The 11,962-nt window shown below is 46.1% G+C and carries 16 protein-coding genes; 12 read left to right on the plus strand and 4 right to left on the minus strand.

All coding sequences use genetic code 11. The features are described from left to right. From ACFW2W_RS06935 to ACFW2W_RS06950, 4 genes are all read left to right on the plus strand, one after another. On the plus strand, positions 1-318 hold a 318-nt coding region (locus tag ACFW2W_RS06935; RefSeq protein ID WP_378175155.1), incomplete at its 5' end, for a HEAT repeat domain-containing protein. A gap of 26 nt (positions 319-344) precedes the next feature. Next, entirely contained in the window at positions 345-599 is a 255-nt protein-coding gene (locus tag ACFW2W_RS06940; RefSeq protein ID WP_378175158.1) for a hypothetical protein, read from the plus strand. Between the two features lie 9 nt (positions 600-608). Continuing rightward, positions 609-1,052 (plus strand): HNH endonuclease, encoded by a 444-nt coding sequence (locus ACFW2W_RS06945; RefSeq protein WP_378175160.1) that lies wholly within the window; start codon positions 609-611, stop codon positions 1,050-1,052. Positions 1,053-1,146: 94 nt separating this feature from the next. After that, positions 1,147-1,365 (plus strand): hypothetical protein, encoded by a 219-nt coding sequence (locus tag ACFW2W_RS06950; protein WP_378175163.1) that lies wholly within the window; start codon positions 1,147-1,149, stop codon positions 1,363-1,365. Between the two features lie 121 nt (positions 1,366-1,486). Here ACFW2W_RS06950 and cynS read toward each other — a convergent pair whose 3' ends face one another. The 3 genes from cynS to ACFW2W_RS06965 all read right to left on the minus strand — a co-directional run bounded on the left by cynS (position 1,487) and on the right by ACFW2W_RS06965 (position 4,327). Continuing rightward, positions 1,487-1,927 carry a cyanase gene (gene cynS, locus ACFW2W_RS06955; RefSeq protein ID WP_378175166.1) on the minus strand — a complete coding sequence of 147 codons (441 nt, stop codon included), beginning with the start codon at positions 1,925-1,927 and terminating at the stop codon, positions 1,487-1,489. A gap of 200 nt (positions 1,928-2,127) precedes the next feature. Further along, the gene (locus tag ACFW2W_RS06960) at positions 2,128-3,312 is read right to left on the minus strand and encodes a photosynthetic/respiratory NAD(P)H-quinone oxidoreductase subunit H (RefSeq protein WP_378175169.1); all 1,185 of its coding nucleotides are present in this window, start codon (positions 3,310-3,312) and stop codon (positions 2,128-2,130) included. Positions 3,313-3,565: 253 nt separating this feature from the next. Next, positions 3,566-4,327, minus strand: a complete 762-nt coding sequence (locus ACFW2W_RS06965; RefSeq protein WP_378175172.1) for a LuxR C-terminal-related transcriptional regulator — start codon at positions 4,325-4,327, stop codon at positions 3,566-3,568. Positions 4,328-4,431: 104 nt separating this feature from the next. Here ACFW2W_RS06965 and ACFW2W_RS06970 point away from each other — a divergent pair, with 104 nt between their 5' ends. The 4 genes from ACFW2W_RS06970 to rph all read left to right on the plus strand — a co-directional run bounded on the left by ACFW2W_RS06970 (position 4,432) and on the right by rph (position 7,677). Continuing rightward, positions 4,432-5,094 carry a DJ-1/PfpI family protein gene (locus tag ACFW2W_RS06970; RefSeq protein ID WP_378175175.1) on the plus strand — a complete coding sequence of 221 codons (663 nt, stop codon included), beginning with the start codon at positions 4,432-4,434 and terminating at the stop codon, positions 5,092-5,094. A gap of 148 nt (positions 5,095-5,242) precedes the next feature. Further along, positions 5,243-5,800 carry a hypothetical protein gene (locus ACFW2W_RS06975; RefSeq protein ID WP_378175178.1) on the plus strand — a complete coding sequence of 186 codons (558 nt, stop codon included), beginning with the start codon at positions 5,243-5,245 and terminating at the stop codon, positions 5,798-5,800. A 9-nt stretch (positions 5,801-5,809) separates the two neighbouring features. Continuing rightward, a complete protein-coding gene (rsmH, locus tag ACFW2W_RS06980; RefSeq protein WP_378175181.1) occupies positions 5,810-6,706 on the plus strand; it encodes a 16S rRNA (cytosine(1402)-N(4))-methyltransferase RsmH in 897 nt (298 codons plus the stop codon). Positions 6,707-6,948: 242 nt separating this feature from the next. Beyond that, complete coding sequence (rph, locus tag ACFW2W_RS06985; protein ID WP_378175184.1) at positions 6,949-7,677, plus strand: ribonuclease PH; 729 nt, start codon at positions 6,949-6,951, stop codon at positions 7,675-7,677. 1 nt (position 7,678) lies between these two features. Here rph and ACFW2W_RS06990 read toward each other — a convergent pair whose 3' ends face one another. Beyond that, positions 7,679-8,125: a DUF29 domain-containing protein gene (locus ACFW2W_RS06990; RefSeq protein WP_378175187.1), complete on the minus strand. Its 447-nt coding sequence runs from the start codon at positions 8,123-8,125 to the stop codon at positions 7,679-7,681. Between the two features lie 386 nt (positions 8,126-8,511). Between ACFW2W_RS06990 and bchB the strand changes: the two genes are divergently transcribed. From bchB to ACFW2W_RS07010, 4 genes are all read left to right on the plus strand, one after another. Next, complete coding sequence (bchB, locus tag ACFW2W_RS06995; protein ID WP_378175190.1) at positions 8,512-10,038, plus strand: ferredoxin:protochlorophyllide reductase (ATP-dependent) subunit B; 1,527 nt, start codon at positions 8,512-8,514, stop codon at positions 10,036-10,038. A gap of 78 nt (positions 10,039-10,116) precedes the next feature. Continuing rightward, positions 10,117-10,338 carry a hypothetical protein gene (locus ACFW2W_RS07000; protein WP_378175193.1) on the plus strand — a complete coding sequence of 74 codons (222 nt, stop codon included), beginning with the start codon at positions 10,117-10,119 and terminating at the stop codon, positions 10,336-10,338. Beyond that, positions 10,335-10,619: a type II toxin-antitoxin system YafQ family toxin gene (locus tag ACFW2W_RS07005; protein ID WP_378175196.1), complete on the plus strand. Its 285-nt coding sequence runs from the start codon at positions 10,335-10,337 to the stop codon at positions 10,617-10,619. The genes ACFW2W_RS07000 and ACFW2W_RS07005 overlap by 4 nt, the downstream gene beginning before the upstream one ends. Before the next feature lie 15 nt (positions 10,620-10,634). Next, on the plus strand, positions 10,635-11,504 hold the full coding sequence (locus tag ACFW2W_RS07010; protein WP_378175198.1) for a DUF4351 domain-containing protein: 870 nt from the start codon (positions 10,635-10,637) through the stop codon (positions 11,502-11,504). Positions 11,505-11,962: the final 458 nt, after the last annotated feature.

Below are 11,962 nucleotides of genomic sequence, written 5' to 3' on the forward strand. Positions count from 1 at the left end.
CCTTGGCTCAAACAACGGGCGCAAACCGATGACAATTCGGATGTGCGACGTGCGGCGGTGCAAGAATTAGCCCGTGGTTGGAAGGAAGACACTGGGATGTTTGAATTTTTGTGCGATCGCGCCCTCAACGACTCATTTAACCGTGAGTACGACTTTGAATTTGAAGGCAATCCTCGGCAAACTGCACTTGAGGCAATTATCAAAAATTATCCTGACCATCCCCAGACTCTAACGCTGTTGCAGGATAGCGCAGAGAATGACCCAGACGACAAAGTGAAGGAGTTTGCTAAAAAGAAATTGGCAGAATTAGATCGGTAAAATTAGAGAAAAATGGAGATGAACTCATGACCGCATCTGTAAAGACAACCAAAGTCTATGATGAAATTATTGACTTCATTGCTGCTGGAACTACTCCTCAAAGTGTCATCAATTTTCGGCTATCAGAAGCAGCACAAGAACGTTTAGAAGACCTGGTTGATAAACACAAAGCAGGAGAATTGACCCCAGATGAAAAGAGAGAATTAGACCATTTCCTGACGCTAGAACATATAATGAGGCTGGCAAAAGCACGGGCTTATACGTACATTAGCGCTGAATAAGTATTCAAAATGGCTCGGAATTACATTAATGCAGAACTTCGACGTTTAGTCGTCAATCGTGCTGATTCCCTTTGCGAATATTGCCTTATTCCAGATGAAGACGGCTTAAGCTTTCAAGTTGACCATATTATTAGCTTGAAACACCGTGGCTCAACAACAGCAGATAATCTTGCCTATGCTTGTGTTTTCTGTAATCTCAATAAAGGAACCGATCTAGGTTCTATTGTTTGGCAGACTGGGGAACTTGTGCGGTTTTTCAACCCACGTCGAGACTTTTGGGGGGAGCATTTTCGACTAGATGACAATGCGATTCAATCGTTAACAGATATTGGTGAAGTAACTGCACGAATTCTAGATTTTAACAACGATGAGCGGATTGTAGAGCGACAAGAATTGATAGCAGTTGGCAAGTATCCGTCTGCATCTGCCCTAGGACGGATGACGAATAAGTAGATAATTACCGTGTTTAAAATAGTGCGACTTGAGTAGCGCTGAGGATGCGATCGCTGACTGATTGACAAATCTTGTAGGTTGAGGTTCAAGAGTTTTGGAGAGTATTGCAGGGATGCGATCGCTTCCCGCATCGGTAGCTGACTTCAGCCCTAAACTAAAGTTTGGGCTAAAAGCTCGCAACCCGTTTAAACTCACATCTTGCACCTATCGCATTAACCCGCCAGGGGTTCAAACCCCACAGCTTATAGCTCAAGTCCACCAAACGTGGACTGGGGAAGAACTTCAGTCCATTGAAATGGACTTGAGCTATTAGCCCGGAACTTGAGTTCCGGGCGGGATTTGGGGCTTGTTGAGAATGGTGCAAGATGTCAGGTGCAAGATATGAGTCCAAGATCCTCAGTATTGCCCTTCCTTTCCCAAACCCTACCAACGAGTTACCACTTTTTGTAGGAGAGGAACTTGCCCGACATAATGATTTTCACGCGATCGCCCTTGGGATCTTCTTCTTTTTCTACATCCAAAGTAAAGTCAATCGCGCTCATAATGCCGTCACCAAACTTGTCGTGAATGACGCTTTTTAGCGGCATTCCATACACTTGCATAATTTCATAAAACCGATAAATTAGAGGGTCAGTGGGTACAATTGGCCCCAATCCTTTCAGCGGACATTCTGTTAGTTCGGTAATATAAATCGGGTCAACTTCTAAGGCGAAGATCAGTTTACTTGCCTCATCTTCAGAAGCACTTGCTTGACGATACATCACTGCTGCAATCCAGACTTCGTCGCGTCCAACAGCCTTTTCCAAATCGACAAAGCTTAACCCTTTTTCTTTTTTAGCAGCCAAAAGTATTTGAGTAATATCAGGCATAGCCATTAACAAACCCTTAACAAAAAAAGTAGCAACGAAATTTTGTAACTACTGTAATGAATATTTGCTCAGCTTGAGAAACAGTTAAACTATCTCCTCTAACCGACAATATATTCAGTTACATTCGCTACCTATCCGCTGCCACTTTTTAAGTTCCAGACTTTTTAGGTGGAGATTTCCCGACCTACTTTTGCCTTTTGCTTTTTTTAGCGGTCTACCGACCCCATGATGATATCGATGCTACCCAAAATCACCACAATATCGGCAAGTTTTACACCCTTGAGAATATGAGGGAGGATTTGCAGGTTGTTGAAATCGGCGGCACGAATCTTCCAACGCCAAGGGAAGACATTATCATCGCCAATGATATAGATTCCCAGCTCACCTTTCCCACTCTCGACACGGACGTAATGTTCGCCCTTGGGAATCTTAAAAGTGGGAGCGATTTTCTTACCAATGTACTGGTAGTCAAAGCCATTCCACTCAGATTTTGGCCCTTCTGCCATACGCTTGGCTTCCAAGTTCTCGTAAGGACCACCGGGAAGTCCTTTGATAGCTTGGCGAATAATCTTGATAGATTCGCGCATCTCCCGAATCCGCACCACGTAGCGGGCGAAACAATCACCGCCAGTTTCCGAATGCACTTGCCAGTCGAAGTCGTCGTAGCATTCGTAGTGGTCAACTTTCCGCAAGTCCCACTTGACGCCAGAACCACGCAACATGGGGCCAGAAAGTCCCCAGTTGATCGCTTCAGAGCGGCTGATAGTGCCCACGCCTTCCACGCGACGGCGGAAGATGGGGTTGTCGGTGATCAAGCGCTCGTATTCGTCAACTTTCGGCAGGAAGTATTCGCAAAAGTCTAAGCACTTGTCAATCCACCCGTAGGGCAAATCAACGGCAACTCCCCCAATGCGGAAGTAGTTGTTATTCACCATCCGATAACCAGTGGCGGCTTCCCACAGGTCATAAATCATCTCCCGTTCGCGGAAGATATAAAAGAAGGGAGTCTGAGCGCCCGTGTCTGCCATGAACGGTCCCAACCACAGCAGGTGATTGGCGATGCGGTTCAATTCCAGCATGATGACGCGGATGTAGCTGGCGCGTTTGGGAACTGAGATATCTGCTAGTTTTTCCGGCGCATTAACGGTGACAGCCTCATTGAACATTCCCGCTGCGTAGTCCCACCGGCTGACATAGGGGACGTACATGATGTTGGTGCGGTTTTCGGCAATTTTTTCCATACCGCGATGCAGGTAGCCGATAACCGGCTCGCAATCCACGACATCTTCTCCATCCAGAGTAACGATAAGTCGTAGCACTCCGTGCATGGAGGGATGGTGCGGACCCATGTTCAGCACCATCGGTTCGGTTCTAGTTTCTATCTTTGCCATAGTTCAGCCATCTCTCCTTGAAGCCGATTTGGGCAGCCGCACCTCAAATTTCGTAAACACGCCAAAATTACTCCGGCTGGTACTGTCTGTTTACTACTGAGTGTTTATTTTTGTTTCGCTCCCTTAATTATATGGAGCTTTGTCCGCAGGATGCGCTTAAAGTCGAGCTGCATTTAACCAAAGGGAATTTTGGCACAACGTAGAGAATCCGGCGTTGCTGAAATAGTAATGATTTAAGCAACGCCGCGAAAGGTTACTGCTGAGTGTTCAGCGCCAAGTTAGATGGAGATGGCTTTGCACTTGGAAAATGGTGTTGTGTCGCCGAAAGCTGTGCAAGCATTTCTGTACGAGACGAAACCTCAAGCTTACGGAACATTCGCTTCAAAGCCTGCTTGACAGAATTCTCGGTAATCCAAAGTTCAGACCCGATTTCTGTGTTGGTTCGACCCAACGCCACCAAGTTGGCAATTTGCAACTCACGAGACGTTAAGCGATGGGTGTTCAACGGTTGGTACTGAGGTGCCAAAGCTGCGCTTTGCGCGAATCGCACGATTGCTGTCCAAACCGATAGGTGTAAGCAAATGGCACTCAAATCAGCTAAATCTTGGGCATCAAAGGCAGGCATTGATTTTTCACGGGTGCAGCCCACAGCCCCTACTAAGTGACCCTGATCAATAATTGGTCCTGCCATCACATGCCAATGATCGGGACGAGGACAAATGATTGCCCACGCTTTAGGTGATGTCACCAATCCTTCATGGACAGGCGTATGGCGCTCTGCTATGTAACGCGCCACAGGATTGTGTTCAATGGATAAGGCAACGTTCAGTACTTTTTGAAGCTTGCGATCAGCTAAAAGCTGGTCGAAGAAAAAGATCCCCGATCGCTTGGCTGAAAAGTACTCACCAATTTTTGGCACGAGTTGCGATCGCAAAGCGTCGGCTTCGCCGAATCGTAGGTCTTGTTCATCTTTTACCTGACTAATGGCTTCAAATAAAAGCTGCAAGGAAATCATTGTTAGTGCCTCAAAGAGTACTCGATCGAGGACTAGGCGCGGTGGATTGCCACTCCTAGTATAAGGATAGATTTCATTGCAAGCGCTATTAGAAGGATTGATGTATGACTGACTCACAAAAGCACATTATTGGTTTGGTCATGTATCCCGGCATGACCGCACTTGATATTGTCGGACCCCAGCAAGTTTTCAGTGCGCTTCCCCATGTCCAGATTCATCGAATCTGGAAAACGCTAGACCCGATCAAAACCGATGACGGCATGGTGATTTTGCCTGATACCACCTTTGACCATTGCCCGCTCTTGGACGTGATCTGTGTCGGCGGCGGCTTAGGACAGATGGCAGTCGTAAATGATCCAGAAGTACTTGAATTTTTTCGTCGGCAAGGGAACACCGCAAAGTTCATTACCTCTGTGTGCGGCGGGTCTGAGTTTTTGGCAAAGGCAGGACTGCTCCAGGGCTATCGAGCGGCAACTCACTGGATGATGCGGGAACAGCTAGCCGGGTTGGGTGTTGAAGTCGGCACAGAGCGAGTCGTCATTGACCGAAATCGCATGACGGGTGGAGGTGTGACGGCAGGCATTGATTTTGGTTTAGTGATTGCTGAAAAGCTTTGTGGTGAGGAAGCCGCTAAGATCGCTCAACTCTTGATGGAGTACGATCCAGCCCCACCCTTCGATGTGGGTTCACCCGAAAAAGCGGGGTCTGATTTAGTGAACAAGGCGATGTCATACGCTATGGGGACATTGGGTTTACAAGTAAAATAGGTAGCTTGACATGACTAGCAAATTCGGAAATTGACTGCGGTTCCTTCGGAGTTGCGCTTTGCTTGCTATATCGTGACGACTGATTGCTTGCTATATCGTCACGACTGAACCCGATGACGCGGCGGCTAACTATGCGCTGGGGCAGATATTGCTACAACAAAAAGATGCCGCAGGGATCGATTACATTGAGCATGCGATCGCTATCAATCCAGACCATCTGATTTCAGGGTGCGAGTTAATTTACGCTTTTCTCAAACAACAGGGACAAATCGAGGCGGCAAATGTTTACCAAAAGCGTGCCCAAAATCACTACGAGCTAGTATTGAGAGCAAGGCAAGAACGATCGACGATTAGCCACACCAATGAATTTCAACCCCACGGTTTGCCAGCAGATGCGGTGCAAGAACTGTGCGAACAACTGTCTGGTTATGAACAAATAAAAGAGGCTTACTTGGTGCGGAAAGTAGTAAATTATTTTCCCGAAAAGCCATTTTATGTATTAGGTGTGAAGCGACATCACCCTTGGCATAAGTTGAATCTTTCCCATCTCGACACCGAACTTTTAAATAAACTGGTCGCTGAAATCCAGCTTGCAGGTCAAGTTTATGTCCTGATTTTGAACGATCTGAACGATGAGAATGGGTACAACCAGAAAATCGGAAAAATTATAGGCAAAATAGAGGGTGCGCCTATTTATCGTCGCTAAGTTTTTTTGATGGATGAAATTGACAAGAGTTTGACGAATCAGACGGAGGCACCGACATTTTTTCATGTGTCGGTGCTGAGTCGGGAGTTAATTGCCGGGTTGGCAATCCGTCCGGGGGGACATTACCTGGATGCGACGGTGGGGGGTGGCGGACACAGCCGGTTAATTCTGGAAGCGGCACCGGATGTTCTGGTGACGGCGATTGACCAGGATGAACAAGCGATCGCTGCTGCTAAAACCCAATTGCACGATTCTGGGGAACGCATCCAATTTTGGCATGGCAATTTTACCAATTATCAACCAATTGGTATACTATTTGACGGAATTATTGCGGATTTAGGCGTTAGTTCTGCTCAGTTCGATTTTCCAGAGCGAGGCTTTAGTTTTCGCCACCAAGCTGAGTTAGATATGCGAATGAATCAGCGGCAATCGCTGACCGCCGCCGAAGTGATTAATCACTCGAAAGAAGCGGAACTGGCGGATATTTTCTTTAAATACGGGGAAGAGAGACTGTCGCGGCGGATTGCTAGGGCGATTGTGGAAAAGCGTCCGTTTCAGACAACGACCGAATTAGCAGAGGCGATCGCTTATAGCGTTCCCCGCCAGTACCGCTACGGCAGAATTCACCCTGCCACACGGGTATTTCAAGCGCTGCGAATTGTAGTCAACGATGAGTTAAAGTCTCTAGAAACCTTTCTGAATCAAGCACCCAACTGGCTCAAACCAGGCGGTAAGATTGGCATCATCAGTTTTCACAGTTTAGAAGATCGCTTGGTAAAGCATGGTTTCAGGGAATCGCCGATATTGCAGGTGTTAACCAAAAAACCGATTACACCGCAAGACGATGAACTGGAAAAGAATCCCCGCTCTCGCTCCGCTAAACTGCGAATAGCAGAACGAAAATGATAGCGAATGACTCACCGCCCTAGTCGAAGGCTATCGCAGTGAGTCGTTCGCAAATCAGGACTCACCGCACATCACCACATCTGAGGGCAACCACAGGGGGATTGAACCCGAAAAAACGCTATATGTATAAGCTTTGCGTAAGTCCTGAAATAAATCATCGCCGATCGTTAAACCAACAAATTAATTAGGTTAAATTGACCGCTAAGTGCTGTATCCTAATCAAGGATTTCGAGGCAAGTGCGATGTCTTGGCTGCGTCCTGATGGTCGGCAATTTTACCAACTGCGTCCGGTTCGGTTTGAGCGAATGTTCACCCGATTTACAGCGGGTTCGGTTCTAACTAGCTGCGGCGACACTCATGTTCTCTGTAGTGCGACGATTCAAAAGGGTGTCCCCAAGTTTTTAGAAGGCACCGGCAAAGGGTGGCTAACTGCTGAATATCGGATGCTACCCGGTGCGACACCCCAACGCCAAGAACGGGAATTTATGAAGCTGTCTGGACGCACTCAAGAGATTCAGCGATTGATTGGGCGCAGTTTGCGGGCGTCGCTGGATTTAGAGGCACTGGGAGAACGCACGATAACGGTAGATGCCGATGTTTTACAAGCGGATGCCGGAACCCGCACAACATCGATTACCGGCGGGTTTGTGGCGCTTGCAGACGCGATAGAAAAGCTGATACAGCAGGGAGAGTTAGAGCGATCGCCCATTCGCCATCAAATTGCCGCAGTTTCGGTGGGACTGTTGCAGGGAGAGCCAGTTTTAGATTTGAACTACGTTGAGGATGTCGCTGCTGAGGTGGATTTCAACGTAGTGATGGACGACCAACTTAACATCATTGAAGTTCAAGGAACGGCTGAGGAAGGCACCTTTAACCGGACTCAGCTCAATCAAATATTGGATTTAGCCGAAAAGGGTATTCAAGAATTGCTAGATGCACAGCGCGAAGCTTTAAAAACTGCGTTTAGCTAGATTAATCTTCTGGCAACAAACTGTATTCTTTTGCAAATATCTCTTCCCAAGAAAGTGAGGTTGATTGACATTTCATTCCCATTTCCTCCTCAGCGTTTTTGACGGCTCTACTAAAGGATTTATCCCAAATAGACTCAATAAAATCTCGATTCAAGCTAGGAACTTCCTCTTGAATATCTTCAATCTCTAGACGAGCCGAACGAATACTAATGCTCCAACTAGCACTACGTAGCCCTGGTTGAAACTTCCACTTAATTACGTGGCTCATCAGCCGAATTAGCTGACTTTTCAGCGCCAATATTTTTGATTTTCCCATTGATTCAATTAAAAAAGCTAAACCCTCGCTTGCTTCCATCCATTTTTCCTCTCTCAAAAGTTCTTGGACTGCGATCGCAGTTTGATACTCAGAGTTTGCAGCTTGCCATTCCCAATCCTGTTTCATTTGCATTACGACCTCGTATCAGTTATCACACTCTTAAGCTAATAAGCTATTGACTTTTTAATATATTTATGATTTTAAATTTGCTTTTACTACCGATTATATAGATATAAGCCTATAGTTACTATGGAAATACTAGGTGGTAATTGAAACGGAATGTGGAAAAAAATTAAGATTGATTGCGATAACAGGAAAGAGCGATCGCACTTTCCTAACCTTGCATCCCAGCCATCAAGAACGTTACAGCCACTTTTTCATGTTTACAAGGTTAACAATTCCTCTAAAGCACAGTCGCATTGATGTTTGAGACAATCTGAGACAATTAGCCTTTGAAATTAACTGTTTCAGCTCATTCCAGATAGTATCGATAGTCATCAGCACCAAGGGAGAACTCTATGAAATTGGCTTATTGGATGTATGCAGGCCCCGCCCACATTGGCACCCTGCGGGTCTCCACTTCCTTTAAGAACGTCCACGCGATCATGCACGCGCCAATTGGCGATGACTACTTCAACGTCATGCGCTCGATGCTAGAGCGCGATCGCAACTTCACCCCAGTTACCATCAGTTCTGTTGACCGGAACGTTTTGGCGCGTGGTTCCCAGGAAAAGGTCGTGGACAATATCACCCGCAAAGATGTTGAGGAACGCCCAGACCTGATTGTTTTAACTCCCACCTGCACCAGCAGCATTCTCCAAGAAGACCTGCAAAACTTTGTGGAACGGGCATCCCTGGAAGCCAAATCCGACGTGATGCTGGCGGACGTAAACCACTACCGCGTCAATGAACTGCAAGCTGCTGACATCACCCTGCGGCAAATTGTGCAGTTATACATTGAGAAAGCCCGGAAAAAAGGCGATTTACCAGAAGGCAAAACCGAAAAGCCCTCGGTCAACATTCTCGGAATTTCTAGCCTCGGATTCCATAATCACCACGACTGCACCGAGTTGAAGCGGTTGATGGCTGACTTGGGGATTCAGGTTAACGAAGTGATTCCAGAAGGAGCCTCGGTTCTCAACCTCAAGAATTTGCCGAAAGCTTGGTTTAACCTGGTTCCTTACCGCGAAATTGGACCAATGGCGGCTCGTTACTTGGAGCAAGAATTTGGCACGCCTTATGTAGATATCACGCCAATGGGTGTGGTGGAAACAGCGCGTTGTATCCGCAAAATTCAGGAAATAATTAATGCTCAAGGCGCAGATGTTAACTACGAAGACTACATCAACGAGCAAACTTTGCACGTTTCTCAAGCCGCTTGGTTCTCCCGTTCCATTGACTGCCAAAACTTGACAGGGAAGAAAGCTGTCGTGTTTGGCGACAGCACCCACGCCGCCGCCATCACGAAAATTCTTGCCCGTGAAATGGGAATTCACGTTGTCTGGGCGGGAACATACTGCAAGTACGATGCTGACTGGTTCAAAGAGCAGGTGGGCGAATACTGCGATGAAGTGATTGTCACAGAAGATCACGGTCAAATTGGGGATGCGATCGCTCGTGTGGAACCCTCTGCCATCTTCGGCACCCAAATGGAACGTCACGTCGGTAAGCGTCTAAATATTCCCTGCGGCGTCATTGCAGCACCAATTCACGTTCAGAATTTCCCCATCGGTTACAAGCCATTCTGTGGTTATGAAGGTACGAACCAAATTGCGGATTTAATCTATAATTCCTTCACTTTGGGAATGGAAGATCACCTCTTAGAAATCTTTGGCGGACACGACACCAAGGAAGTGATAACCAAGGGTATTTCGGCTGATTCTGACCTCGGTTGGAACAAAGAAGCGCAAGCAGAACTGAACAAAGTTCCTGGTTTTGTGCGCGGCAAAGTGAAGCGCAACACCGAAAAATTTGCACGCGATCGCGGTTTCAGCGTCATCACTTTAGAAGTGATGTATGCCGCCAAGGAAGCGGTCGGCGCATAATTAGCCTTTTGCTAATAGGGGCATCCCTTCTGGATGCCCTTCGATCTTTACTCATTCAATTAATCTTAGTAACTGCTGATGAGCGTTCCTGTATCTTTCCAAACACTGATTGAGTATGTTGAAGAACTCTCGACTGAAGACCAAGAACTGTTATTTGAACTGATTAAAAAAAGACGCATTGAAAAGCGACGACAAGAAATTGCTAATAATGCAACTGAGACTTTAGCAGCTCTCCAATCAGGTACGGCAAAGCGTGGCACACTTGCTGAACTTCAAGCTGATTTACTTGAACAAGAATGAGAACTTTGGTTTGGGACAACAGCTTCCGACGGGCTTTTAAGCGTGTTGTTCGTAAAAATCCCCGGCTTGAGTCAACAATTTTTGCTGTTTTGGAATTGCTTGCGAATGACCCATTTGCCCCATCTTTGAAAGCACATAAATTGCAAGGTCAATTAGAAGGATTATGGGCGTGTTGGGTCGAGTATAATTGTCGAATTATTTATACTTTTCGGCAGGATAATGAAGCGGAAGAGGAATTGATTGTATTGATTGATATGGAAACTCACGACGAAGTATATTAAAGAACGCTAATAATTATGACTCAAACTCAAGTAGCAAGTCTGCCAAAATCCTACACAATCAAATGGGAAAAACTACCCGATGACTTTCAATTACCAGACGATCCTGTGGAAAACATCTATCATCCCTTATTAGCATCGGCGCTGAGAGAAATTCTGGAAATAGCTGGTTTTATAACTGCATCCATGCTGATAGCTTCCAACTTTGGTATTTGTGCCAATGTGAACGAGAAAATAGTTGTAAAAGCACCTGATTGGGTTTACATTCCCAATGTGTTACCCGTCGCAGCAGGAGTTATTCGCCGCAGTTATACGCCTCATGCGGAGGGTGATGTACCAGCAGTTGTCATGGAGTTTCTATCAGATACCGAGCAAAGTGAATATTCCGCTAAATCTACTTATCCCTACGGCAAATGGTACTATTACGAACACATTTTGCAAGTACCAATTTATGTAATTTTTGATCCCAATGATGGGACTTTAGAAGTTCATGATTTAGTAGAGGGACACTATCAACTGCGACAACCCGATGCGAATGGACGTTACTTGATAGCATCGATAGGTTTATTTCTGGGAGTTTGGCAGGGAACAAAGGCAGAAGTAACTGGTAATTGGTTGCGGTGGTGGAATGAATCTGGAAATCTTTTACCTTGGGGAGTCGAGCGAGTAGAACAAAGCTTGCAGGAAGGAATCGAACAAGGAAGAATGCAAGAAAAATTGGCAATAATTAATCGTTTACTGGCTCGAAAAATCGGCGCGATCGCTCCCGACTTACAATCCATAATCAACAGCTTATCTGCAACCGTTCTAGATGAATTAAGCGAAGCTTTATTAGACTTTTCTAATGAAACAGATATAGCGACTTGGTTAGCACAGCGTCAAGCATAAACGTTTTGGAGTTTGAGAGCGATCGCGGCTTCAACGTCATCACCGTTGAACTTATGTATGCAGCCAAAGAAACTGTCAGTGCGTAGTTTAGTGGTTATCAATAGCCGATAGCGTAGAGGAAAGAGTGTAGAGGAAAGCCTCTCGCCAAACCATCAGCGAGAAGCTTTCCTCTTTACAGCTTAGTCTTCAGGTTTAGATTTCCTCACTTCATTCTCAAGAATCCGATAGAACAGCCTTGCTGGGTTCCTCCGCCCTTACCATAAGTCTTGGTGTAGATGGCAATTGCGTTTCGCACCTTTTGAGCCGGAGAATTATTGATCTTAACCACTAACGGGACTTAAACGAAAATCAAAAGGAAAAGAAAGTATAATGCTTGCAGAGTAAACAGTTCACGTCGAGGTTTCTCCCGATGAAACAGACAACTCCCGCCGCCATGCCCCCTTGCTTTGATAGATGGT

It is taken from the genome of Coleofasciculus sp. H7-2, from assembly GCF_042747725.1.
Taxonomy (GTDB): domain Bacteria; phylum Cyanobacteriota; class Cyanobacteriia; order Cyanobacteriales; family FACHB-T130; genus FACHB-T130.

Coding starts and splice junctions, on each gene's coding strand:
- ACFW2W_RS07010 (WP_378175198.1), top strand. CDS start 10,635: ATGACTCAAACTCAAGTAGCAAGTCTGCCAAAATCCTACACAATCAAA.
- ACFW2W_RS06960 (WP_378175169.1), bottom strand. CDS start 3,312: ATGGCAAAGATAGAAACTAGAACCGAACCGATGGTGCTGAACATGGGT.
- cynS (WP_378175166.1), bottom strand. CDS start 1,927: ATGGCTATGCCTGATATTACTCAAATACTTTTGGCTGCTAAAAAAGAA.
- ACFW2W_RS07000 (WP_378175193.1), top strand. CDS start 10,117: ATGAGCGTTCCTGTATCTTTCCAAACACTGATTGAGTATGTTGAAGAA.
- ACFW2W_RS06940 (WP_378175158.1), top strand. CDS start 345: ATGACCGCATCTGTAAAGACAACCAAAGTCTATGATGAAATTATTGAC.
- ACFW2W_RS07005 (WP_378175196.1), top strand. CDS start 10,335: ATGAGAACTTTGGTTTGGGACAACAGCTTCCGACGGGCTTTTAAGCGT.
- ACFW2W_RS06970 (WP_378175175.1), top strand. CDS start 4,432: ATGACTGACTCACAAAAGCACATTATTGGTTTGGTCATGTATCCCGGC.
- rph (WP_378175184.1), top strand. CDS start 6,949: ATGTCTTGGCTGCGTCCTGATGGTCGGCAATTTTACCAACTGCGTCCG.
- ACFW2W_RS06990 (WP_378175187.1), bottom strand. CDS start 8,125: ATGCAAATGAAACAGGATTGGGAATGGCAAGCTGCAAACTCTGAGTAT.
- ACFW2W_RS06965 (WP_378175172.1), bottom strand. CDS start 4,327: ATGATTTCCTTGCAGCTTTTATTTGAAGCCATTAGTCAGGTAAAAGAT.
- rsmH (WP_378175181.1), top strand. CDS start 5,810: ATGGATGAAATTGACAAGAGTTTGACGAATCAGACGGAGGCACCGACA.
- ACFW2W_RS06945 (WP_378175160.1), top strand. CDS start 609: ATGGCTCGGAATTACATTAATGCAGAACTTCGACGTTTAGTCGTCAAT.
- bchB (WP_378175190.1), top strand. CDS start 8,512: ATGAAATTGGCTTATTGGATGTATGCAGGCCCCGCCCACATTGGCACC.